Below are 24,535 nucleotides of genomic sequence, written 5' to 3' on the forward strand. Positions count from 1 at the left end.
CATGGATCACTCTCTCTGGAACGGTCGTCTCGACCACGACAGCGCCGGCGACACGCGCCGCCTGCATCAGTTGGTACGGCCCTTCGACAACAGCATCAGAAACGGCGGCGCGCTGATCGGCTTCGCCTCGGACGAAGGCGTGCGGCGCAACCATGGCCGCGTCGGTGCAGCGCAAGGGCCGGACGCCATCCGCCGCATGATGGCCAACCTGCCGGCGCATCGTATTGAGGCGCTGTCCGACGCCGGCAACATCGACTGCAACGATGGCGACCTGGAACAGGCGCAGCAACGCCTCGCGTCCAAGATCGCCGACGTCAAGTCGCAAGGCGTATTCCCGCTGGTATTGGGCGGCGGCCATGAAGTGGCTTACGGCACCTTCCTCGGCATCACGCGCCACTTCGGCAAAGCCATGGCCCAGCGCAAATTGCTGATCGTCAATTTCGATGCCCACTTCGACCTGCGTGAAGCCGAGCGTTCGACCTCCGGCACGCCGTTCAAGCAAATGGCGGAATGGTGCGAATGGGCCGACGTCGAATTCCACTATCTCTGCTACGGCATCAGCCAGCTCGGCAACACCCCGGCGCTGTTCAACCGCGCACGCGAACTGGATGTGGAATACATCATGGACACCGACGTCGCCCTCGGCAGCCTCAACACGCTCAATGCACAACTGCATACGCGGCTGGCGCAGGTGGACGATGTCTACCTGACTATCGATCTCGATGTGCTGCCCGGCGAAAAGGCGCCCGGCGTCTCGGCGCCGGCGGCTTACGGCATGGCATTGGAAAAAGTCGAGCGGCTGGTCAGCACCATCAAGGCCAGCGGCAAACTGGCGGCCGCCGACATCGCCGAATGCAATCCGGTCTATGACCGTGACGGCATGACCGCCAAGGTGGCGGCGCGGCTGGCGCATCTGATTCTGCAACCTGCATGAAATTGTAATGTTGCGGGATAACACCCGCCGTTCGTCCTATACTGTTTTCATGCCCCACCTGATTCCACAATCCAAGCAACGCCTGATGCGCTGGAAAAACGGCGGCGGCATGACGTGCGAAATCATGCGTTTCCCGGAAGACAGTTCGCTGGACTCTTTCGACTGGCGCGTGAGCGTCGCCACGGTGCAGCAGGGCGGCGCGTTCTCGCTGTTCCCCGAGGTGGACCGCTCGCTCGCGATTCTGGAAGGCAAAGGTATTGCGCTGGACATCGCCGGCGTCTCACAGACACTGACGCCGCGCGACCCGGTATTGCGCTTCGACGGCGCCACCGCCGTCCATTCAGAACTGATCAGCGGCGGCATCGTCGACTTCAACGTCATGACGCGCCGCACCGCCTTCACGCATACAGTCGAACAAATCACCGTCATCCAACAGACCGCATTGCCGATGCATGGCGATGCGGTGTTGATCTATGTGGTCAACGGCAGCTGCAGCCTGTCCGATGAAACCAAGCTGCATGCGGGAGATGCGGTGATGTTCACCGCAGAAGAGAAGAGTTGCATCCTGGATGCCAGCGCAGCAGAACTGATGCTGGTGCGCTTGTACGCGCAAGCCGCTTAAGCGGCCTCCATCACGGTCGCGTCTTACTGGCCGACAATCGCCAGCGCCACCGCTTCGGCAATCTTGATGCCGTCGATAGACGCCGACATGATCCCGCCTGCATAGCCGGCGCCTTCGCCGGCCGGATACAAACCCTTGGTATTGAGACTTTGCAGCGTGTCGTCATCGCGGCGGATGCGTACCGGCGACGAGGTGCGCGTTTCCACTCCGGTCAGCACGGCGTCGTGCATGGCGTAGCCGCGGATCTGCTTGTCGAAGAAAGGCAGCGATTCACGGATCGCGTCGATAGCGTAGTCCGGTAAGGACGTATCGAGGCTACCCAGCAGCACGCCCGGCTTATACGAAGGAATCACGCTGCCGAGCTGGGTCGACGGCTTCTTCGCCAGAAAATCGCCCACCAGCTGGCCCGGCGCGTCGTAGTTGCGGCCGCCCAGTTCGTAGGCGCGCGATTCCCACTGACGCTGGAATTCAATGCCCGCCAGCGGATGGCCGGGATAATCGGCCGGCGAAATGCCGACCACGATACCGCTGTTGGCGTTGCGCTCGTTGCGCGAATACTGGCTCATGCCGTTGGTGACCACGCGTTCCGGTTCCGAGGTCGCCGCCACCACCGTACCGCCCGGGCACATGCAGAAGCTGTAGACAGAACGGCCGTTGGAAGCGTGATGCACCAGCTTGTAATCGGCCGCGCCGAGGATGGGATGGCCGGCGCTCGGGCCGAAGCGGCATTTGTCGATCAGCGACTGCGGATGTTCGGCGCGGAAGCCGATCGAGAACGGCTTGGCTTCCATGTAGACGCCGCGGTCGTACAGCATCTGGAAGGTGTCGCGCGCGCTGTGGCCGATGGCCAGCACGACGTGGTCGGCTGCGATGTGTTCGCCGCTGGCCAGCGTGACGCCGCGCACTTGTCCGTCTTCGATGACGATATCGTCGACCTTTTGCTCGAAGCGGAATTCACCGCCCAGCGCGATAATCTTTTCGCGCATCAGCTGCACCATCTTCACCAGCCGGAAGGTGCCGATGTGCGGCTTGCTGACGTACATGATTTCCGGCGGTGCATCGGCGGCGACGAACTCGGTCAGCACCTTGCGGCCGTAATGTTTGGGATCCTTGACCTGGCTGTAGAGCTTGCCGTCCGAGAAGGTGCCGGCGCCGCCTTCGCCGTATTGCACGTTGGATTCCGGCTTCAGTTCACGCTGGCGCCACAGGCCCCAGGTGTCCTTGGTGCGTTCGCGCACGGTCTTGCCGCGCTCCAGGATCAGCGGATTGAAACCCATCTCGGCCAGGATCAGGCCGGCGAAAATCCCGCATGGGCCGGTGCCGATGACGATCGGACGCTTGCTCAGTCCCGCCGGCGCCTTGGCGACGAAATGATAATTGGTGTCGGGCGTCGGTACGATCGGCGACTTGTCTTTGAGATTCTGCCTGCGCAAGACGGCGGCCTCGTCGCGCACTTCGACGTCGACGGTGTAATTCAGGGTGACGGCGGATTTCTTGCGTGCATCGTAGCTGCGGCGAAACAGGCTCACGCTCAACAAGTCCTCGTCCGGCACGCCCAGGCGCGCCAGAATCGCCGTACGCAGGTCGGCTTCAGGATGTTCGAGGGGGAGTTGTATTTCAGTAATTCGCAGCATCTACGTCTTTCCATTGTTCATCGCCGCCTTGCCGCTGCACGTCTGCAGACAGTCTTCCGGGGCAGCCGGCATTTTACTCTACCCCGGCGTGACGGCGCTGCCCATGCGGGCTTACAGGATGGCAATACGGCAACAAAACCCGCTTCGGCAGGAAGCGGATCTTGCCGGATGCCTTGAATCGTTATTTCAGCACTGCGTCACCACTGAGATGCGTGTTCATCCTGATAGCTCAGGGCGGTCTTGCGGCGCGAACAGCTTTCCCACACGGCGGTGAAGATCAGCACGGCAGTCGTCAGGCCGCCGACCATCAGCAGATCGGTGACGTGAGCAAACATGGCGAGAATCGCCAGCAGCACCAGCCCGACGATGTGCGACAGCGGGAAGCGCCGGTACACGACCTTTTTATAGACGGCGTTGCCGAACAAATACATGGCCGGTCCGGCGATCAGCACCAGCAGCGTTACCGGTGCAATGTGCTGGCCGGGATGCGCGATCACCAGCTCGTTGCCTACCGCCGACACGATGACGCCGGCGACGATGATCACGTGCACGTAGTGGAAGTAGGCGCCGATGCGGCCGGGGTCGCTGGAGAGGACGATGGCTTCGCTGCCGTCCTTGCTGCTGGTGTCGAAGTACAGCCACCACATCGCCAGGCTGCCGATGAAGGTGACGATGAACGCGACCAGGATCGGCGCATCCCATTCGTGCGCGTGGGCGATGGTAGCGCCGGTGATCAGCAGCGCTTCGCCCAGGGCGACGATCACGAACAGCTGGCAACGCTCGGCCAGGTGGCCGCCTTCAATGGTCCATTCCTGCGTGCCGGAACGGCCCATGCCCGGCAAAGCGAAACCGGTCATCGGCGAAAAGTATTCACAGGCGACGGCGATGATCCAGAACAGCAGGCGGTGTTCCTGCGACATGCCGCCGGCAATCCAGAACGCGGCGGAAATCACCAGCCAGCCGAACATGCGGCGGAAGTTGGGCGTCAGTGCGTGGCGCGAGCCGAGGCAAAGCAGCACGAACAGCGTGCGGCCAACCTGAATGACGGAGTAGGCGATCGCAAACACCAGGCCGCGGCCGGCAAAGGCGTCCGGAATCGCCGCTGCCATCAGGAGTCCGACCAGCATGATGATGAACAGCAGAATGCGGATCGGCAAAGTCTCCGGATCGAACCAGTTGGTGACCCACGAGGTGTATTGCCACGCCAGCCAGACCGCGAACCACAGCACCAGGGTTTCGATGGCGCCGTTGAGAGTGAGATTTTCCAGCAGGCGGTGCGAGAGCTGGGTGACGGCAAAGACGTAGATCAGATCGAAGAACAATTCCACGAACGAGACGCGCGCCTCATGGCCGTCGCGTACGCGCAGCAAGCCGGTTTGCGATGTTTTTTTCATGATTTCCCCCTGTTCTGCTGGTCCATGACTCATGGTCACATCGTCGCATGCGCAATGCAGCGGGGACAAGACACGCCGGGCATTCGATGCAGGAAAGTGTGGCGGCAGTTGCGTATTTCTGACAATCGACTGACGGCGGATTTGTTTCGGGCTATTTCTGTTTCGCAGAAACCCTCGCCTACGGATACACAAAATTACAGTCTGTACATTTCAGCTGATCTACATTGGAGTCATCGGCTGAATGGCAATTGACCAAAGCCGCCGAGTCATTTCAAAACACGGGAGTACATCATGAACTACAAGAATATCGTCCTGGCAGTCCTGCTGACCACGAGCGCCGCATCGGCCGTGCTGATGGCGCCAGCCGCACAAGCGCAAGCACGCACCTCGGTGGATATCCGTATCGGCACACCGCCTCCTCCGCCACGCTTTGAACGCGCACCGCCGCCACGCCGCGGCTACGTGTGGGCGCCGGGTTACTGGGCATGGGACGGCTATCGCCACGTCTGGGTCGGCGGCCACTGGGAGCGCGTGCGCCGCGGCTATCACCACTACGCGCCGCCGGGCTGGCATCAGGACCGCGACGGCTGGCGTTTCAACCGCGGCGGCTGGGAACGCTGATCCGGGCCGGCTAACCGGAAGCATCTTCCCAAAAGAAAAAGCCTGCATGATCGTCATGCAGGCTTTTTTATTGGCGCATAGACAACGAGTTAAAAACCGATATCAGCGTCCGCCCTGCCGATGTGCCTTCAACGCAAAGCGTGCAGGATCCAGCAGGGCCAGCAAGTCCTTGCCGAGCGGCGCCGGCTCTCCTTCCAGATGGCAGGCCAGAATCTCGGCGGCCAACGGCGCCCAGATCAGGCCGCGGGAGGCGTAAGCCAGCAGGCCGTGCAGTTGCGGCTGGCGCGGCACATCCCTGAGCTGCACTTCTCCTGCACCCGCCAGCGCCACATCGTCCGGCAAGGCGCCGATCAACGGCAGGCGGTCGGCCGACACGCAGCGAAAACCGACCCGGCCCCACAACGCCGAGTAATCGGCAGCGGACATCAATGTTTCCACCAACCCGGGTTGTCGCAGCAATTGGCCCAGCTTGTCGAGATTGCCGCGATGGCTGTCGAGGCGCAGCTCAGGATCATCGTCCTGATCGTAACTGGCGCCCACGCTGACCAGGCCGTTGACCGCGCCGGTGAGATAGCCGTCGCCGCACAGCACAAAGGGCAACTCCGGCAAGGCCGCCGCCGGCACGTGGCTGACCTGACCGCGTATGGATTGCAGGGGCAAGGAACCGGCCTGCGCGAATCGCGTGGCGTGCATGCCGTTCGCCAGAATCACGACAGGCGCCTGCGCAATCAGCCCTCCTTGCGCATCGAGAACCTGCCATGTATCGCCAACGCGCTGCAGGAATGCCGCCAACTGCCCGAAGTGCCGCTGCACGCGATCGCCGCAAGCCGCCAGCATCGCCTCGCACACCACCGGCGGCCGCAGCCAGCCGCCCGTCGGGAAAAACCAGCCGCTCCCGGTCGCCCTGCCCAGACGCGCACTGGCCTCCCGCGCCGACAGCCATTGCGCATAGTCGGCAGGATAGCGCCAATGCTGCGCGGCCTGCGCGAAGGCTTCAGCCTGTTCGTCATCGCGCGCCACCTGCAGCACGCCGCACGCCTCGCCGGACCGGCGAGTCCGATCGAACACACCGCTGCGCGCCCACACTTGCTGCGCGAACAGAAAAGCCGCGCGCGTGAGCCGCGCCGTCGGATTGTCGTCGCGCGAAACCGCCGGCATGTAGACGCCGGCCAGATTGCCGGATGCTTCCTGCGCGGCTTGTGCACGCTGTTCAATCAGCGCCACCTGCCAACCCCGCGCGGCGAGGCTTTCGCACGCGGCGCTGCCGGCCAGGCCTGCGCCGATGACGATGGCGCTGCGTTCAGTGGATGACGTCACGTTCGATGAAACCTGCCAGCGCGGCGCAAAACGTGCCGGCGCCAGCGCATGTTCATTTGCGGAGACGAAACCGGCCTGTTGCCATTCGCGCCGCGCAAACGGCAGCTCGCCCTGCGCCAGCACGTGGGCTTGCGGCGCTGCCAGCCGGCCCAGCCATTTCAGCAGTGCCGCATTCCACGCCGGATCACTGCGCAGCAGGAACAGGTCGATACGCGCCTCCAACTGCGGCAGGCTGCTCGCCAGATCGCCATTGATCAGCGTCAGCACAAACCGCTTTGCCCCCTGCTCCAAAAGCAGCCGGTGATATCCCGGCACCTGCGGCGGCCATGATTGCTGCCATTGTTCCGGCGATGCGGATTGGCACTGCGCGAATTGCACAAATTGCGCGCGCGTGGGCGGCTGCGGATCAATGATGAGGTAGTGCAAACGCTCCGGCGCATCCACGTCGGCCTGCCATGCCGACCATGCCTGCAGCAATTGCGCACCGTCGCCGAAGCCGTTTTGCAGCACGGAGAAATGGACGCGCCCCTGCCAGCGCTGCCGCAAGTCGGCATCGTTGAACTGAGAAAAATCCGGCGAAGATGGCGTCATGCAAATGAAGAAAGAAGATCGGAAGAGCAACTCGCTGCCGGCCACGGCAACCTGCCCGATATGATACGCTGTCCTCTCACTGTGTTTGCCCTGCCCGGCGTGACGACACCATCGCCTGCAGGACCGCTGCCGGAAATATTCTTTATGCCGCAACGCCCACCGCCCTCCACGCGCCTTCCTCCGCTGTCCGCATTACGCTTCTTTGAAGTCGCCGGACGGCTGCAGAGTTTCAAGCTGGCTGCCGCCGAGCTGAACGTCACGCCCAGCGCCGTCAGCCACGGCATCGTCAGTCTGGAGCAAAGCCTCGGCGTCACGCTGTTCGTGCGTGAGCCGCGCAAGCTGACCCTGACACCGGAAGGCGCCGACTATCTGCGCTATATCTCAGAAGCCTTTGCACTGATTGCCACCGGCACGCAGCGCCTGCCCGGCCGCGGCCAGCATCACCGCAGCATCGCCGTCAGCTGCGCGCCGACGCTGGCATCGCGCTGGCTGTTGCCGCGCCTGCCGGCGTTTCGCGATCACTGGCCCGACACCAGCGTCACGGTCGACACATCGCAGCGCCAGGTCAATCTGTCGACAGACGGCTTCGATTTCGCCATCCGCATGAGCCGCGTGCCGGTGGTCGATGCCAATTGGGCGCGTCTGTTCGGCGAGCAACTGGTGCCGGTGTGCAGTCCGTCCTATCGCGAGCGCTTGCTGGATGCGCGCGGAGAAGTCGACCTGCGCCGCGCAACGCTGATCCATGTCAGCCCCGCCAGCGAAGACTGGTCATCCTGGCTGGCGCATGTCAATCTCAAGGACATCGATGCACATCGCGGCCTGCGTTTCGACACCATACAGATGGCCTTCGAAGCCGCCATCGGCGGTCTCGGCGTGGCGCTCGGCAGACGGCCGCTGGTGGACCGCGACCTGGAGGCCGGAACGCTGGTCGAGCTCAGCCCGCAAGTGGTCGACGCCGAAACGGCCTACTGGCTGGTGAGCGCCCAAGGTGCGGAACATCGCCCCGACGTCTCCGGTTTCAAGCACTGGCTGCTGAAGGAAGCACGCAGCTTCGAAGAGCGGCGGGCCTAGCAGGCATCATCTTCAAGCACAGGCACAGGTGAGCCCGGCTCATCTGTCGTCAACGGTTTTTCCTTTGTCGTGCCGCATGCGCGCTGCTAGTGTGATGCCTGTCATTGCACTCAGGATCGCCACCATGTCGTCGACAACTACCCTGCCTCAACCCAGCAGCCCGCTCAGCCGCAACGCACTGGTTGTGATCATCACCGCAGCGCTGGTGCTCAGCGTGGTGATGGGCATCCGCCAGACCTTCGGCCTGTTCATCAATCCGTTTTCCTATGATCGCGGCCTGCCGGTGACGATCATTGCGTTCGCCATTGCCATGCACAATCTGGTGTGGGGCTTCGCCCAACCCTTCGCCGGCGCGGCAGCCGACCGCTATGGCGCAACGCCGGTAGTGGCCTTCGGTGCTGCGACCTTCGCCGGCGGCCTGACGCTGGCCGCCGTGGCGCCGTCGGGCTTGCTGCTGGTGCTGGGATTGGGCGTGCTGGTCGGCATCGGCATCAGTTGCACCAGCTTCGGCGTGGTACTGGCTGCCGTGGGCCGCGTGGCGACGCCGCAGCAGCGCAGCATGGCGATGGGCATCGCCAGTGCCGGCGGCTCGCTGGGACAAGTGCTGCTGGTGCCGCTGGCGCAGACCGTGCGCGAAAGCGCCGGCGTATCGGTATCGCTGTTCGTGCTGGCGGTGCTGACGCTGCTGATTGCACCGACCGGGATATTGCTGGACCGCAGCCAGCGCAACAGCGCCACACCGGCTTCCGCAGCTCCCGCAACGCAGACATCGCCCCCCTCTTCGCTGAAAGAAGTGCTGGCGCTCGCCGCGCGCCATCGCGGCTATCGCCTGCTGACCATCGGCTTCTTCACCTGCGGCTTCCAGTTGGCCTTCATCGGCACGCACTTGCCGGGATATCTGTTGCTGTGCCATATGCCGCTCGGGCTGGGCGCAACCGCGCTGGCGCTGATCGGCCTGTTCAACATGGCCGGCAGCTGGGCTTGCGGCTGGCTGGGCGGACGCTTCCGCCAGCAATATGTGCTGGGCTGGCTGTACCTGATCCGCAGCGGCGCGATCGTGGCCTTCCTGCTGCTGCCGACCACCGCGACGTCGGTGGTGATCTTCGCCGCCGTGATGGGACTGACCTGGCTCGGTACGGTGCCGCTGACCAGCGGACTGGTCGCCAAGGTATTCGGCACGCGCCATCTGGGCACGCTGTTCGGCGTCTGTTTTCTGAGCCATCAGATCGGCTCCTTCCTCGGCGCGTGGCTGGGTGGGTTCATGTTCGACCTGACCGGTTCCTACACGCTGGTGTGGGGTGCGACGGTAGCAGCGGGTCTGCTGGCGGCGCTGTTGCACTTCCCGATTGACGACAAGGCGGTCGACTTCCCCGCCGGGCAGTTGCGACCCGCCTGAAGAGCATGGGACGCACCGATCAGGTGTGAAAAGACTTGCCGAAGGAAACGCATTAAAATCGTTACGCCTTCGGATCTACTCCTTTCACGCTTGCGCGCATTGTGCGCAGCTTTTTTGCTCGCCGGTGCTCACTATCCATGCTCGCCATCTTCAACGTCGTCTTTCCGATTTTCGCGCTGATTTTTCTCGGCTACCTGTGCCGCAAGCGTAAGATCCTCAGCGTCAACGCCGCCAGCGAGCTGAACCGTTTCGTCATCTATCTCGGCCTGCCGGCGCTGCTGTTCGATTCGATTGCGCGCCTGACGCCGGCCGACTTCAGCAACCTGCGCTTTATCGTCGTGTTCGCCATCGGCATCGTGGCGGTATTCCTGCTGACGGCCTGGATCAAATACCGCCAGGGTGCGGCGGCGGGCGACATCATCATCGACAGTCTCGGCACTTCATACGCCAATGTCGGCTTCATCGGCATTCCGCTGTGCCTGCTGGCCTTCGGCCACGACGGCATGCCGCCGGCGGTGATCGCGATGGTGATGACCGCCTGCCTGCTGTTCGCCGTCGCGATCGTCTTGCTGGAAATCTGCCTGCATGCCGAAAAGCACATCGGCCGCAGCCTGCTCAAGACCGGCAATTCGCTGATCCGCAATCCCATCCTGATCGCACCCATCCTCGGCGGGCTGGTGGCCAGCAGCGGTTATGTGTTGCCGACCGGCGTGCAGCAATTGTTCAAACTGCTGGGCGCCGCCGCCAGTCCGTGCGCACTGGTGTCGCTGGGCCTGTTCCTGGCGCAGCCGATTGCCAGCAAACAGTCCGGCTCGGTCAGTCTGCTGGTGAGCTTCAAGCTCCTGTTGCATCCGGCCATCACGGCGGTGTTCGCCTACTGGATTCTGCCGCTGCCTAAATTGTGGGCAGACACGGCGCTGCTGCTGTCGGCCATGCCGATCGGCACCGGCCCCTTCATGCTGGCGGAGCTGTACCAACGCGAAGCGGCGCTGATGTCGCGCGCGATTCTGATTTCCACCACGACCTCATTGCTGACGATCACGCTGATCCTGGCCTGGATCGCCCACTGAACTCATACCAAGCCCGCCGATGAAAATCCAGATCGCCTCCGACCTGCATCTTGAACGCATGGACCGTTTCGCCGGCTACCGCGCGGTTGAACCGACCGATGCCGATGTACTGGTGATCGCCGGCGACATCCATAACGGCATCGGCGCGATCGATGCTTTTGCCGACTGGCCGGTGCCGGCCGTCTACGTGCATGGCAATCATGAAGCCTACGATGCGCAGTATCCGGTCGTGGTGGAAGAGATCAGAAGCCATGCCGATACCCATGGCGGTAATGTCATCCATCTGGAAAACAATGCGCGCATCATCGGTGGTGTGCGCTTTCTCGGCTGCTGCTTGTGGACTGACTATGCCTTGCAGCAGGGCGGCGTCGAACCGCTGACATTGGAAGCGGCGATGGAAGAAGCCGGCAGAATCCTCTACGACCACCGCGTGATCACCATGCCGGACGGCGTCTTCCTGCCGCAGCATGCCTTGCAATTGCACCGGCAATCGCGGCATTGGCTGGAGCAGCAACTGGCGCAGGATTTCGACGGCCCGACCGTGGTGGTAACGCACCACGGCGTGCATCCGCAATCGATTCACGCGCGCTTCGCCGGTTCGCCGCTCAATCCCGGCTTCATCAGCGACCTTACGCCCTTGCTGGCGCAAGCCGATCTGTGGATACACGGCCACGTGCACGACAGCTTTGACTACAAAGTCGCAGGCTGCCGCGTGATCACCAATCCGCGCGGCTATGCGCTCAATCTCAGGCAGGCGGAATCATTGGACGAGATTGAATGGGAGAACCCGCATTTCAATCCGCAGCTGGTAGTGGAGATCTGACCGCAACGATCTAGCGCGAGCTGCTCACCAGAGCGCTCGTCATGAGATCGCTCTTCTGCTGCAGCAATTTCTCGAACTGTTCCGCCGGCACCGGCGGGCTGAACAGATATCCCTGCATCTCGTCGCAACCATGGCGGCGCAGATAGGACAACTGCTCCTGCGTCTCGACGCCTTCGGCAATGACGTGCAGCTTGAGGCTGTGCGCCAGCGAAATGATGGACACCGTGATCGCCGCATCGTCGGCGTCGATGGTGATATCCCGCACAAAAGACCGGTCGATCTTGAGTACATCGATCGGGAAACGCTTGAGATAGGACAGGCTGGAATAACCCGTGCCGAAATCATCGATAGACAGGTGCACGCCGAGTTCCTTGAGCTGGCGCAGGATGCCGATGGCGTGGTCGACATCGGTCATCACCAGGCTCTCCGTCAGCTCCAGCTCCAGCAGATCGGCGTCGAGTCCGGTGTCTTTCAGCACGGCCTCGATCGAGGACACCAGATCCTTCTGCACGAACTGGCGCACCGACAGATTCACCGACACGCGCAGCTTGCCCCAGCCGGCGTCCTGCCAGGCCTTGGTCTGTTCGCAGGCGCTGCGGATCACCCAGGAACCGATCGGCAGGATCAGGCCGGTCTCTTCGGCCAGGCTGATGAAGCGCACCGGCGACACCATGCCGAGTTCCGGATGCTGCCAGCGGATCAGCGCTTCCATGCCGACGATGTTGCCGCTGCGCAGATCGATCTTGGGCTGATAATGCAGCAGGAATTCGTTGCGCTCCAGCGCCAGGCGCAGGTCGCCTTCGATGCGCAGGCGCTCCAGTGCCTGTTCGTTCATTGCCGGGGTATAGAACTGGTAATTGTCGCGGCCGCTTTGCTTGGCGCGATACATGGCGATGTCGGCATGCTTGACCAGCACCTCGGCATCGCGGCCGTCATCCGGATACGCCGCCACGCCCAGGCTGCACGTCGGGAAGAAAGTATGTCCCTCTATCGTCATCGGTGCGGCAATGGCAGCCTGGATGCGCTGCAGGTTGCGCGTGTCGAGGCCGACGTCGGTGTATTCGGACATGACGATCACGAACTCGTCGCTGCCCAGCCGCGCAATCGTATCGGTGTCGCGCACCGCGCCGCGCAGACGTCCCGCCACCGTCTTCAGCAAGAGGTCGCCGGCCTTGTGGCCGAGCGTGTCGTTGACGAACTTGAAGCGGTCCAGATCGACGAACACCACCCACAGCGAACGCTGGTAGCGCTCGGCATAGGCCATGGCTTCTTCCAGCACCTTGCGCAGCATGCTGCGGTTGACCAGACCGGTGAGCACGTCGCGATTGGCCTGAAACTCCAGCTCGGCTTCGTAACGTTTCATCGACGTGATGTCGTAGAGCGCAGCGACGAAGTGCGTCACATTGCCGTCTTCGCTCTTGACCGGCGCGATGTAGAAGTCGTTCCACATCAGTGCGCCGTCTTTGTTGTTGGTGCGCAGGACGACGTTGCATTCGCGTTGTTCGTTCAGCGCGCTCCAGATGTCGATGAAACCCTGCTTGTCGACATCCGGACCTTCCAGCATGCGGATGCTGCGGCCGCCGACTTCCGCCGTACTGTAGCCGGTGATACGCTCGAACGCCGGATTGACGTATTCGATCGGATAGTCGGGCGCGCTGGCCCGCATGATGATGATGGCATTGGCGCTGGCTTCGATGGCGCGCTGACGCAACTGCAAGGCGCGCTCGGCCTGCTGGCGCGCGTGGATGTCTTCCTTGAGCAGGACGTTGGTCAGGCGCAGCTCGGCGGTGCGCTCGTCAACCGTGCGCTGGATGCGGCGCGAGCGCATCGACAGCGTGTAGAGATAGGCCGCCGCCAACAGGGTCAGCAAGGTGCCTGCGCCGAGAATCAGCAGCGAGTTGGAATGATTGGATGTCAGCGGAATCGGCGCCGACTTCACCTCCAGATGCCAGGGTTGTCCGGCGATGTCGAAGGTGCGGCGCACGTGTACCGGACGGCGATAACCCAGCCAGCTCGGCAAACCCGGCACAATCGCCTGGCGCCGGATATCGTCGGTGCGATACACCAGGTCTTCGCGGCTGGCACTGGTGCCGACATAGACGCTGACCTCAAGGCCTTCGCGCCGGATCGGGCCGAAGGAGTTGAAGATCCGCTCCAGCAAGATGCGCGCGTTGAATACGGCGGTAGTGTCGCCGATGACGGCCGCACGGCGTTCTTCCGCAGTGGTCAGCGGCATGCCGTGACGATACACCGGCATCAGCACCAGCAAGCCGCGTTCGTTGGTCGAGTTCTGCGCCAGGCGCAAAGCGCCGGTTGAGACCGGACTATTGGTCTCAATCGCCCGCTGCAAAGCGTCCATCACCACCTGATTGGCCGAGAGATCAAGTCCCAGCGCAGCCTGATTGCCTTGCATCGGCTCCAGATAATCCACTACCAGATAACGATCCCGCACCGGCGCCGTGATGGTCCTGCCCTCGACCAGGGTCGTGATGCTGAATTTCGGAAAACGCGGCTGCATCGCCGCTTCAAAGTCGTAGCGCTCGCCGCGCGTTACGAAGCGCTGGAAACTGAAAGCCTGCACATGCGGATATTTTTGCAGCAGCGGTTCAGTGAAGGTATGGAATTGCTCGCGGTTGGGGCTGTCCACAGTGGCGAATAAACGGTTGATCACCGTCAACACCTGGACCGCCTCTTCCAGCCCGCGCTGCAAGGTGGTCACGCGCAACGACGCGCGCCGTTCGAAGTCCAGATTGAATGCATCGTCTTCCAACTTGCAGGTACCCAGGAACAACAATGCGGTTGCCCCAAAGCCGATGATCAGTGTCAACGACACCGAGATGGACGCCCCCACGCGTTTGATCGTTTTGTACATGCCGAGATAACGTTTTCCGTGACCCTGATGGGACCATCATAAACGCGCCTTCCCTGCTTCAGCCATATTATTAATTAATTTTTTCCCAACTCTGTCCGAGGCAATTTCCCGCTCTGCGCGCTTGAGCGGGCCTTCACTAAAACGGCGCGCCGCTGTCCTACAAGGGAAACTCTTGCTGTACGCAGAACCTCACCATAACAGGGCGATGCAGAAAGCAAAACGCGCCTCAAAGTGTGGCGCGTTCTTGTATCTTCATGGAAATATTTTCTGACGGCAGGCAATCAGGATTGCGGCATTTTTACCACGCACCGGATGACTTGCCGCCGTCCTGAGCACGCTGTTCTTTTTGCTCTTTTTCAATGGCCTGCGCCTGCATGAAAGCGGTGAAAGAGCGTTCGATGGTGGCGCGCTCGATGTCTTTGGTGATGAAGACGATGCGCGTGCGGCGGTCTTCCGACGGCCACGCCGGCAAGGTCACGGTCGGATGGAAAATATGCTGTACGCCATGGATCACGGTCGGCTTGTAGTCACCGGCAAGATTGATGATGCCCTTGATGCGCAGGATGTTCTGGCCCTTGAAGCCGACCAGCAGGCTCAGCCATTCGTCGAACAGATGCGGCTCGATCGGATGATCGAAGCTGAAGCAGAAGGCGCGGATGTGATCGTCGTGGCGATTGACGTCTTCATGCTGGTGCTCGTGCTGGTGGTCATGACCGTGGTGATGCCCATGGTGATCGTGCGCCGGTTGCACATAGGATTCTTCGTTCAGCCAACGCTCGACGTCGGGCGTTTTTTCCGCGGCCTTGAACAAACCCGCATCCAGCAATTTTTGCGGCGCAACCTGTCCTTGCTGCGACAGGATTTGTTCAGCGCCCGGATTCATCTGCGTCAGCCGCGCCTGCAGATCTTTCAAGGTTGCGGCATCGGCCAGATCGCTCTTGGTCAGCAGCAGACGGTCAGCGACGGCGGCTTGTTGCACCGCTTCAAGATGATTGTCCAGCGTCTGGTTGCCGTTGACTGCATCGATGGTCGTGATGACGCCGTCGAGCCGGTATCTGGATGCGATGAAGTTGTCGGTCATCAAGGTATGCAGGATCGGTATCGGCGACGCCAGCCCGGTGGTCTCGATGATGACGCGATTGAATTTGCGTTTGCCGCCTTCGGCGAAGCGCCAGGTAATGTCCTTGAGCGTTTTCTTCAGATCGCCGCGGATGGTGCAGCAAAGGCAGCCGCTGCTCATCTCCACCACGACGTCGTCCTGGCTGTGCGCCACCAGCAGATGGTCGAGTCCGATTTCGCCGAATTCGTTGATGATGACCAGCGTGTCTTTCAGCTCGGGCTGCGCCACCAGATAGTTGAGCAAGGTGGTCTTGCCGCTGCCGAGAAAACCGGTCAGCAGGGAAATCGGGATCAGTGCGGGAGAGTCTTGTGTCATGGTTGAAATGGAGCGGAGGGACCGGGATGGAGCAAAGGCAACACTTGGCAAAAACCTGGCGAACTGACGCCGGCGGCAATGCCGGCCGGCGTTTCGTCGCTCAGTCGTTGTCGTGCGACGGCAGCAGGTGACCCAGCTTGGTCGCCTTGGTGCGCAAATAACGGATATTGAATGGATTGCGGTTTTCCACCAGCGGCACGCGTTCGAGAATCTCAATGCCGTTTTCCTGCAGGGCGTTGACCTTGCGCGGATTGTTGGTCATCAGGCGCAAACCCTTGATGCCGAGGTGATCGATCATCGGCACCACCATGGTGTAACGGCGCATGTCGGCCGGAAAGCCCAGTTGCAGATTGGCTTCCACCGTGTCGGCGCCGCCGTCTTGCAGGTGATAGGCGCGGATCTTGTTGAGCAGGCCGATGCCGCGGCCTTCCTGGCGCAGATAGAAAATCACGCCGCGTTTTTCCTTGGCAATGCGTTTCAGTGCCGCTTCGAGTTGCGCGCCGCAATCGCAGCGTTGGCTGAACAAGGCGTCGCCGGTGAGGCATTCGGAATGCACGCGCGCCAGGACCGGTTCGCCGTTGGCGACATCGCCCAGCACCAGCGCCAGATGTTCCTTGCCGGAAACGTGGTCGACGAAGGCGTGCAGTTGAAAAGTTGCCCACGGCATGGGCAATGCGCAGGAGCTGACGAATTCCAGATTTTCTTCGGGAATGACGACGTCTGTTTCGATGTTTTCTGTTGACGACATGATGAACCTATATGAGTACCTGAGGCCCCGCTAACGGATTAACGGAACGCAGCCGCGTATCTTACCTCGCGGCTCGGATTCTTTCAGGCGAGCTGAGCTTGCTTTTGCTCAATGTGACGGACGCGCTCCCCTGTCGGCGTCGTCCGGTGCGTGTTTGCATAGGCAAATTAAATGGTAGCAGGCTGTGCGTTCTTCAAGTGCGGGTTGGCGCTTTTTGCGCGCGCAAGCAGATGCTCGCAAGAATTGTTGTCGTTTTCATCACAATCATTACCGGACCTCGAAAACAAAAAAAAACCGGAACAGCAATCTGCTGTCCCGGCCTTCTTGTTTCTGCCTACTGTCAGTTTCAGACGTTGCGATTCTTGCCAGGCCACATCCGCACGATCAGTGCCCCCACCGAAGCCGCCGTCGCCAGACCCACCACGCCGATCCAGCCCCATTGCGCCAGCAGCAGGCTGCCGAGTGCCGCGCCGGCAGCCATGCCGATGAACATGCCGACGAACAGGACTGCATTCAGACGGCTGCGGGCGCCGGGTTCGATGCTGTAGACGATGGTCTGATGCGCCACCAGCGTCGCCTGCACACCTAGGTCGAAGCCAACCGCCGCCAATGCCAGCAGCCACAACTGACCGCTGGTCGAGAAGGCGGGAGCAAACGCCATCGCGATGAAGGACAGGATCGCCAGGCCGATGCCCAGGCGAGTCACCAGTTCAGGACCTTTCTTGTCCGAGATGCGGCCGGCCAGCGGCGCAGCCAGCGCACCGGCGGCGCCTGCCAGACCGAACGCGCCGGCGGCGGCGCTGCCCAGATGGAATGGCGCAGCGTGCAGCATCACTGCCAATGTGGACCAGAAGGCGCTGAAGCCGACCGACAGCAAACCCTGAGCCAATGCCGCACGGCGCAGCGCAGGATGCTTGTGCACCAGCTTGCTCAGCGAACCCAGCAATGCGCTATAGGCCAGATGGGTGGTCGCCTTGAAGCGTGGCAGACCGCGCCATGCCGCGACACCGATCAGCGCGATACTCACCGAAGCCGCGACGAACATCACGCGCCAGCCGAAGTGTTCCGCCACGAAGCCGCTCAGCACGCGCGACAGCAAGATGCCAAGCAGCAAGCCGGTCATCACGGTGCCGACCACCTTGCCGCGATGCTCTTCGGAAGCCAGGGTAGCGGCAGCAGGCACGATATCCTGCGCCAGCGTTGCCGAAAGTCCTATGGCAAGGCTCGCGACCAGCAGCATGGCGATGCCGGACGATGCGCCTGCCAGCAGCAGTGCGCCGGTCAACACAGCGGCCTTGATCAGGATGATGCGGCGGCGGTCATAACGATCGCCCAGCGGCGCCAGCAGCAGAATGCCGAGCGCGTAACCGAGCTGGGTCAGCATCGGCACCATGCCGACGGCACGGTCGGAGGCGCCGATGTCGGCGCCGAGAATGCCAAGCATCGGCTGCGAGTAATACAGCGAAGCAACAGCCAGACCGGCGCCGGCGGACAAGAGCAGCATCAGCGACGCCGGCAGGTTGGCGCCTGCCGGTGCTGGAGCAGCAGTGGCAATGTGGCTTTTACCGCCTGCTGCTGTATGCGTTTGTTGAATGGAAGACATGATCTGCACCCCTATGGATTTGTTGATGGATCGGAGTGTGCGCCGGGATGCTGCACTGCGGTAGTAGCATGGCTTGCAGAATTGTTATACGCTTGACGTATGACCCCGCCCGACAACTTCAATCCTCCCGCGCCCACGGCCTCGGACCGCATCGAGCTGATCCAGACCTTCGTGCGCATCGTCCAGGCCGGCAGCCTGTCGGCGGCGGCGCAACAACTGGGCACCACGCAGCCCACCATCAGCCGCCGGCTGCAGTTGCTGGAGCGCTCGATGGGCCTGCGCCTGCTGCAGCGTTCCACCCATGCCATGAAACTGACCGAGGACGGCGAGCGCTGCTACGAGCGGGCGCTCAACCTGCTGGCCGAGTGGGAGTCTTTCGAATTCGATTTGCGCGGCGCCAGCGTCGAAGCCGGCGGCTCGCTGCGCGTGGTGGTGCCCAATGCGTTCGGGCAACGCCAGCTGATTGCGCCGCTGGCCGAGTTCATGCGCCGTCATCCCGGCATCACGGTGGAATGGCTGTTGTACGACCGCATCGCCGATTTCATCGCGCATGGCATCGACTGCGCGATCCAGGTCGGCGAAGTCACCGATCCCTCGGTGGTGGCGATCCGGCTGGCGGAAGTCCCGCGCATGCTGGCGATTGCGCCCTCGCTGCTGGCGCAACACACGATGCCGGCGCATCCGCGCGATCTGACCACCATGCCGTGGCTGGCGATTCCGCAGTTCTACCGGCGCGACGTCACGCTGAAAAATGTCGTCACCGGCGAAGTCGCCGAGGTGGCATTCCAGCCGCGGCTCAGTTCCGACAGCCTGTATGCACTGACCAACGCGGCGGTCGAAGGCGTCGGCCTGATACTCGGCTCGGCCTGGCTGTTGCACGAACACATGGAAAACGGCCGCCTGGTGCCGCTGCTGCCGGAATGGGAAGCCGCGCCGCTGCCGGTGTCGATCATCTATCCCTACGCCCGCTTCTATCCGGCGCGGCTGCGTTACTTCATCGAAACCATGCGCGAGGCGATGCCGGCGGCGGTGGGTTCCGCGGCGCGCTGGACCTGAACGGGATTATTTCAGAGGCGCCACGCCCGGAATACCGACCCTGATCAGTGCAGAAAACCGCGGGTCATTGCCGGCCGCCAGTGCGCGTTCCTTAATACGTCCACGCGCCTGCAACGTGGCGTAGTCGAAACCAGGCGTGAGGCCGCCGACATCATAGGCATATTCCGCCAGATAGCCTGAAGCCAGCAGACGGTAGTCCAGCGGCAGTTGCGGATTGATGGCGCGCGCCAGATCGAACACGATGGTGGTGCAGTTGCTGGTGAGCGTGTTATAGAAAGCCGGCGCCTGTTCCTGCTTGCTGGCTTCACCGGCGTAACCGATAAACAGTTTGCGCAGCGTTGCCGGCTCGACCTGCAAGCGATAAAAATACACATCCTCGCCGCGCACGTTGCTGCGCACGCGAATGATGTCGCGCTCGTCGGAGGCTACCAGCACAGTTTCGAATTTGCGGAAGAAGCCGCCCAGCGCCGAAAAACTCTCGCCCTTTTCCTTGCGGATTTCCACCGAAAACGTCAGGTAGCGGCCGTCGTCAAAACCGAACGACACCAGCGTGTGCGCAATCGCCGGTCCCATCCAATACGACAGCACCAGATCGGCCGTGACCAGATGGTCGAGATCGTATTCGCGATTCTCCCAGCGCACGGTGTAATCGGTCTCGCTGCGCCAGTCGAAGTTGCGCACATTGGTCAGGCGCACCTTGCTGCCCTCGACATCGATATGCAGCAGGCGCGCCACGTCGTCGGCCCAGACCCGGTCGTGCGACGGTTTGAAGGTGCTCCACCAGCCGAGCACACCGGCAAAGAACAGCGCAAACCATAACACCGGCTTCCAGCGCCGCTGCCGCTGTCCGTGCCATAGAGCGCGTGCCGCCGCCAGCACCGCCAGCGCAAGGAAGACGATGGCCGCCACTTTGATCTGCATCGGCGCGGTCAGCTGAAACCACAGGGCGAGACCGGTCCATACGCCGGCTGCGGCGACCGCCAGCGTCAGCAGCAGACACAAGGCGATCCAGAGAAGCTTGCGCAGGCGGCCCACCGGCGGGCGGGAAGAAGAGGAAGGGAAATCCGGCATGGCAATGAGTGGATAAGCGATGACCACAGGATAGCGGAATTTTCCACGTCTCCATCCAATCCGTCGTCCCAGCGCACGCGGGATACCAACTTTCGTTGGAACGACAGCGCAAAGCAAGACGCTTGCAAGCCACACCGCCGCCCGGACTACAATAACGCCCCGGCTGCATTCGTCCCCATCGCTGCAACCATCACCCACAGGAAACAGACACCATGGCCATCAAGCTGGAGCAAGGACTGCAAAAGGAAGCCGTCGCCTCGATTCAACGCTATCTGCGCGACAACTTCGATGCCGACGCCGGCAACCTGCAGGCCGAGTCGCTGCTGCATTTCTTCCTCGAAGAAGTCGGACCGCTGGTCTACAACGCCGCCATCCACGATGCGCAGGAACAACTGCAAAGCCGCGTCGCCGAACTCGACATCGACTGCCATGAAGAGCCTTTCGGTTATTGGACGAAGCAAGCCAGGCGCCGCTGAGTCGACAGCGCACATCTTCAGCTTCTCCGATAACAGAATCAGGCTTGCCCCGACACATCTCGTCTGCTTGTCCGACTTCGCATCCCTGCGCTTCCCGCTAGCCTGAAAAATTGCGGCCGGTCCGGCCCTTCTTTTCAGAAAGCGAGAAGCCCGCCATGAAACTCAACGACAGCCAGCTGGAAGCCCCGATCATCTACGATCCCGCGTACGAGATATTCGAACCCGACGAGCGCGACACCGAGGCCGGTCTGATCGCCGCGCTGAAAGAAATCGCGGAAACCACCTTCCGGCACTCCGGCCACGCCATGCGCGGCGTGCACGTCAAAAGTCACGGTTTGCTGCGCGGCGAACTGGAAGTGCTGGACGGCCTGCCGCCGGCGCTGGCGCAGGGAATATTCGGCTTGCCCGGTAAATTTCCGCTGGTGATGCGCCTGTCCACCACGCCCGGCGATGTCCTGGACGACAAGGTTTCCACGCCGCGCGGCATGGCGCTCAAGATCATCGGCGCCGGCCGCGCAAACGGCGGTCCGCGCCTGCCTGGCAGCGAAGGCGACGTCACACAGGATTTCGTCATGGTGAACGGGCCGGCTTTCTCGGTCCCCGGCGCCAAACAATTTCTCGCTACGCTGAAGCTGCTGGCAAAAACCACCGACAAAGCGCCGCAATTGAAGAAGGCATTGTCAGCCGTGCTGCGCGGCGCGGAAGAGATGCTCGAGTCCGCCGGCAAACAAAGCGCCACCCTGGTCGCGCTGGGCGGCCATCCGCCCACCAATCCGCTCGGCGAAACCTATTACAGCCAGGTGCCGATCCTGTGCGGCCCCTACATGGCCAAGGTATCGGTGGCGCCGGTCTCGGCCAATCTGCAGGCGCTCAGGAACGCCGACATCGACTTGCGCGGCCATCCTGACGGTCTGCGCGACGCGGTGTGCGAATTCTTTGCCGGCCTTGATGCTGACGGTGCCGATGTTACCAATGTTGCCAATGGTGGCAATGCCGCTGAATGGGAGCTGCGCCTGCAACTGTGCAACGACCTCGACAAGATGCCGATTGAGAACGCCTCCGTGGTCTGGCCAGAAGACCGCAGCCCCTACATCACCGTGGCGCGCATCCGCGTGCCGAAACAAACCGCCTGGAGCGAAGCGCGCTCGCGCGCGATCGATGACGGCATGTCATTCAACCCCTGGCACGGCCTGGCGGCGCACCGGCCGATCGGCTCCATCATGCGCGTGCGCAAGGCGGCTTACGCCTTCTCCGCCGCATTCCGCGCCGAACACAACGGCATCGCTATGCAAGAGCCGACCAGCCTCGGCGACTTGCCGGAATGACACGGCAAAAGTGTGGCGCTGTAGGAAAACCATTCCTTGTAAATCCGCGTCCGGCCTACAGTCAAACCCGGGCCGGAGGCGGAATATAGACTCTTGCAGACCATCGATCGCGATATAGATCGCAATAGACAGCGTCGGCACCGCCTTGCAGGAGAGCGCCATGAAGACCAAGGACATTCCGGAAGAAGCTACGTTCACCGAGTACACCAACGCCGCCGGCGGTTGGGGCTCGGTGCGCGCGCTCGGCTCCATCCTGATGCAGGAGCACGTCGTCACCAGCGGCACCCGCGCGCTGATGAAGCAGAACAAGCCGGAGGGCTTTGCCTGCGTCAGTTGCTCCTGGGCCAAGCCGGCGGATCCGCATGCTTTTGAATTTTGCGAGAACGGCGCCAAGGCGACCGCATGGGAAATCACCGATAAGCGCGCTACGCCGGAATTCTTTGCGCAACACACCGTTACGGAACTGGAGAGCTGGTCCGACTTCGAGCTGGAATCCGCCGGTCGCCTGACGGCGCCGATGCGCTACGACGACGAGACCGACAAGTACCTGCCGCTCTCGTGGGAGCAAGCCTTCAATGAAATCGGCTCCGAGCTGCGCGCCGCCGATCCCGATAAGGTGGTGTTCTACGCATCGGGCCGCGCTTCGCTTGAGACCTCCTACATGTACGGCCTGATGGCACGCATGTACGGCACCAACAATCTGCCGGACAGCTCCAACATGTGCCACGAGTCGACCTCGGTGGCGCTGCCCAAGACCATCGGCGTCGCCGTCGGCACAGTAGGACTGGACGACTTTGCCGCAACCGACTGCATCCTGTTCTTCGGCCACAACACCGGCACCAATGCGCCGCGCATGCTGCACTCGCTGGAGGAAGTGCGCAAACGCGGCGCACCGGTGATCACCTTCAATCCGCTGCGCGAACGCGGCCTGGTCAGTTTCGTCAATCCGCAATCGCCGCTGGAAATGTTGACGCCGGCGCGCACCGCGATCAGCACGCAATATGTACAGATCAAGATCGGCGGCGATACGGCGGCGGTCATGGGCATGGCCAAGTGGCTGATCGAAAACGACGATGCTGCGCTGGCGGCGCGCCAGCCGCGCCTGCTCGATGCGGGCTTCATCGCCGATCACACGTCCGGTTTCGAGGAATTCGCCAACGCCGCGCGGCAAGCCGAGTGGGACGACATCGAACGGCAATCAGGCGTCACGCGCGCTGAACTGGAACAAGCCGCGCAGACCTACGCCAATGCACGCGCCTGCATGCTGATGTACGGCATGGGCGTGACCCAGCATCGCGAAGCGGTGCGCACCATTCACATGCTGACCAATCTGCTGCTCCTGCGTGGCAACATCGGCAAGCCCGGCGCCGGCATCTGCCCGATTCGCGGCCACTCCAACGTACAGGGACAACGCACCGTCGGCATTACGGAAAAGCCCGAGCTGGTGCCGAAAGACAAATTGCAGCAGCAATACGGCTTCACTGTCCCTGAGAAAAAAGGCCTCAACACCGTCGAAGCCTGCGAAGAAATACTCAACAAGAAAATCTCCGCCTTCTTCATGCTGGGCGGGAATTTTGTACGCGCCATCCCCGATCACGACCGCATGGAACCGGCGTGGCGACAGATTCCTCTGACCGTGCAGGTAATGACGCGCCTGAACCGCAGTTCGGTCATTCACGGCAAACGGTCTTACCTGCTGCCCTGCCTGGGACGCATCGAGATCGATCAGCAAACCGGCGGCGCGCAAGCGGTTTCGGTGGAAGACAGCACCGGTTGCATGCACGGTTCGCGCGGCGTGGTCAAACCGGCATCGACGCAACTGCTGTCGGAAGTCGCCATCGTGGCGGAAGTTGCCAAGCGCATCCTGATCCCCAATCCCAAGGTCAACTGGAACGCCTGGACAGCCGACTACGCGCGCATCCGCAATGCCATCGCCGAAACCTATCCCGACATCTTCCACGACTTCAACGAACGCATGTGGATGCCGGGCGGCTTCGCGCGGCCACTGGCGGCACGCGAACGCAAATGGAATACGCCCAACGGCAAGGCCAACTTCATCACGCCGGACAGTTTCGACGAAGATCCCGACATGCCGGATGAACCTGGCACCCTGCGCTTGATGACCACGCGCGGCGACAGCCAGTTCAACACGACGGTGTATGGCCTCGACGACCGCTTCCGCGGCGTGCACGGTACGCGCCGCGTGTTGCTGATGAACGCAGCCGACATGGAACGCCTGGCGCTGCAGGATGGCGCCTTTGTCACGGCGCAAACCGTGAGCCGCGACGACGTCGCGCGCCGCGTGGCGAACCTGCGGGTGCAGGCTTACGATATTCCGGCTGGTTGCATCATGGGATATTTTCCGGAGCTGAATCCATTGATCCCGCTGTCGCATCACGCCAAAGGCAGCAAGGTGCCGGCAGCGAAATCGATTCCGGTGCGGCTGATTTCACATCGCTTGTGAGTTCGGTCTGAA

General features: G+C 62.1%; 19 protein-coding genes. 11 read left to right on the top strand and 8 right to left on the bottom strand.

Features of this window, described 5'->3' with window-relative positions:
- The first annotated feature begins 1 nt into the window (after position 1).
- Both hutG and AC1RN6_RS19255 read left to right on the top strand, forming a co-directional pair.
- Positions 2 to 934 (top strand): formimidoylglutamase, encoded by a 933-nt coding sequence (gene hutG / locus AC1RN6_RS19250; RefSeq protein ID WP_493007031.1) that lies wholly within the window; start codon positions 2 to 4, stop codon positions 932 to 934.
- Between the two features lie 49 nt (positions 935 to 983).
- The gene (locus AC1RN6_RS19255; protein ID WP_493007032.1) at positions 984 to 1,556 is read left to right on the top strand and encodes a HutD/Ves family protein; all 573 of its coding nucleotides are present in this window, start codon (positions 984 to 986) and stop codon (positions 1,554 to 1,556) included.
- Between the two features lie 23 nt (positions 1,557 to 1,579).
- Here the strand turns inward: AC1RN6_RS19255 and AC1RN6_RS19260 are convergent, their stop codons facing one another.
- Both AC1RN6_RS19260 and AC1RN6_RS19265 read right to left on the bottom strand, forming a co-directional pair.
- The gene (locus tag AC1RN6_RS19260) at positions 1,580 to 3,190 is read right to left on the bottom strand and encodes an NAD(P)/FAD-dependent oxidoreductase (protein ID WP_493007033.1); all 1,611 of its coding nucleotides are present in this window, start codon (positions 3,188 to 3,190) and stop codon (positions 1,580 to 1,582) included.
- Positions 3,191 to 3,387: 197 nt separating this feature from the next.
- The gene (locus AC1RN6_RS19265; RefSeq protein ID WP_493007034.1) at positions 3,388 to 4,584 is read right to left on the bottom strand and encodes a low temperature requirement protein A; all 1,197 of its coding nucleotides are present in this window, start codon (positions 4,582 to 4,584) and stop codon (positions 3,388 to 3,390) included.
- A gap of 291 nt (positions 4,585 to 4,875) precedes the next feature.
- Between AC1RN6_RS19265 and AC1RN6_RS19270 the strand changes: the two genes are divergently transcribed.
- Positions 4,876 to 5,205 carry a YXWGXW repeat-containing protein gene (locus tag AC1RN6_RS19270; RefSeq protein ID WP_493007036.1) on the top strand — a complete coding sequence of 110 codons (330 nt, stop codon included), beginning with the start codon at positions 4,876 to 4,878 and terminating at the stop codon, positions 5,203 to 5,205.
- A gap of 102 nt (positions 5,206 to 5,307) precedes the next feature.
- On the opposite strand, the gene mnmC1 is transcribed toward AC1RN6_RS19270, so the two are convergent.
- Positions 5,308 to 7,113: an FAD-dependent 5-carboxymethylaminomethyl-2-thiouridine(34) oxidoreductase MnmC1 gene (gene mnmC1, locus AC1RN6_RS19275; protein ID WP_493007037.1), complete on the bottom strand. Its 1,806-nt coding sequence runs from the start codon at positions 7,111 to 7,113 to the stop codon at positions 5,308 to 5,310.
- A 144-nt stretch (positions 7,114 to 7,257) separates the two neighbouring features.
- Here mnmC1 and AC1RN6_RS19280 point away from each other — a divergent pair, with 144 nt between their 5' ends.
- The 4 genes from AC1RN6_RS19280 to AC1RN6_RS19295 all read left to right on the top strand — a co-directional run bounded on the left by AC1RN6_RS19280 (position 7,258) and on the right by AC1RN6_RS19295 (position 11,473).
- Positions 7,258 to 8,184, top strand: a complete 927-nt coding sequence (locus AC1RN6_RS19280) for a LysR substrate-binding domain-containing protein (protein WP_493007038.1) — start codon at positions 7,258 to 7,260, stop codon at positions 8,182 to 8,184.
- 124 nt (positions 8,185 to 8,308) lie between these two features.
- The gene (locus AC1RN6_RS19285; RefSeq protein ID WP_493007039.1) at positions 8,309 to 9,580 is read left to right on the top strand and encodes an MFS transporter; all 1,272 of its coding nucleotides are present in this window, start codon (positions 8,309 to 8,311) and stop codon (positions 9,578 to 9,580) included.
- Positions 9,581 to 9,717: 137 nt separating this feature from the next.
- Entirely contained in the window at positions 9,718 to 10,650 is a 933-nt protein-coding gene (locus tag AC1RN6_RS19290) for an AEC family transporter (protein ID WP_493007041.1), read from the top strand.
- A gap of 19 nt (positions 10,651 to 10,669) precedes the next feature.
- Positions 10,670 to 11,473: a metallophosphoesterase gene (locus AC1RN6_RS19295; protein ID WP_493007042.1), complete on the top strand. Its 804-nt coding sequence runs from the start codon at positions 10,670 to 10,672 to the stop codon at positions 11,471 to 11,473.
- A gap of 10 nt (positions 11,474 to 11,483) precedes the next feature.
- On the opposite strand, the gene AC1RN6_RS19300 is transcribed toward AC1RN6_RS19295, so the two are convergent.
- The 4 genes from AC1RN6_RS19300 to AC1RN6_RS19315 form a co-directional block, all read right to left on the bottom strand.
- Positions 11,484 to 14,345, bottom strand: coding sequence for a bifunctional diguanylate cyclase/phosphodiesterase (locus AC1RN6_RS19300; protein ID WP_493007043.1), 2,862 nt, complete (start codon positions 14,343 to 14,345; stop codon positions 11,484 to 11,486).
- Positions 14,346 to 14,643: 298 nt separating this feature from the next.
- Positions 14,644 to 15,780 carry a CobW family GTP-binding protein gene (locus AC1RN6_RS19305; protein WP_493007044.1) on the bottom strand — a complete coding sequence of 379 codons (1,137 nt, stop codon included), beginning with the start codon at positions 15,778 to 15,780 and terminating at the stop codon, positions 14,644 to 14,646.
- 100 nt (positions 15,781 to 15,880) lie between these two features.
- Complete coding sequence (gene ribA / locus AC1RN6_RS19310) at positions 15,881 to 16,528, bottom strand: GTP cyclohydrolase II (RefSeq protein WP_094565838.1); 648 nt, start codon at positions 16,526 to 16,528, stop codon at positions 15,881 to 15,883.
- Positions 16,529 to 16,874: 346 nt separating this feature from the next.
- Entirely contained in the window at positions 16,875 to 18,131 is a 1,257-nt protein-coding gene (locus AC1RN6_RS19315) for an MFS transporter (protein ID WP_493007045.1), read from the bottom strand.
- Positions 18,132 to 18,230: 99 nt separating this feature from the next.
- On the opposite strand from AC1RN6_RS19315, the gene AC1RN6_RS19320 reads away from it, so the two are divergent.
- The gene (locus tag AC1RN6_RS19320) at positions 18,231 to 19,187 is read left to right on the top strand and encodes a LysR family transcriptional regulator (RefSeq protein WP_493007046.1); all 957 of its coding nucleotides are present in this window, start codon (positions 18,231 to 18,233) and stop codon (positions 19,185 to 19,187) included.
- A gap of 6 nt (positions 19,188 to 19,193) precedes the next feature.
- Here the strand turns inward: AC1RN6_RS19320 and AC1RN6_RS19325 are convergent, their stop codons facing one another.
- Entirely contained in the window at positions 19,194 to 20,258 is a 1,065-nt protein-coding gene (locus tag AC1RN6_RS19325; RefSeq protein ID WP_493007047.1) for an Lnb N-terminal periplasmic domain-containing protein, read from the bottom strand.
- A 212-nt stretch (positions 20,259 to 20,470) separates the two neighbouring features.
- Between AC1RN6_RS19325 and AC1RN6_RS19330 the strand changes: the two genes are divergently transcribed.
- From AC1RN6_RS19330 to AC1RN6_RS19340, 3 genes are all read left to right on the top strand, one after another.
- Entirely contained in the window at positions 20,471 to 20,734 is a 264-nt protein-coding gene (locus AC1RN6_RS19330) for a DUF2164 domain-containing protein (RefSeq protein ID WP_493007048.1), read from the top strand.
- A gap of 155 nt (positions 20,735 to 20,889) precedes the next feature.
- On the top strand, positions 20,890 to 22,059 hold the full coding sequence (locus tag AC1RN6_RS19335) for a catalase family protein (protein WP_493007049.1): 1,170 nt from the start codon (positions 20,890 to 20,892) through the stop codon (positions 22,057 to 22,059).
- Between the two features lie 160 nt (positions 22,060 to 22,219).
- Positions 22,220 to 24,523, top strand: coding sequence for an FdhF/YdeP family oxidoreductase (locus AC1RN6_RS19340; RefSeq protein WP_493007050.1), 2,304 nt, complete (start codon positions 22,220 to 22,222; stop codon positions 24,521 to 24,523).
- The last annotated feature ends 12 nt before the right edge of the window (positions 24,524 to 24,535 follow it).

It is taken from the genome of Herbaspirillum sp. GW822-FHT03A08 (assembly GCF_058801885.1).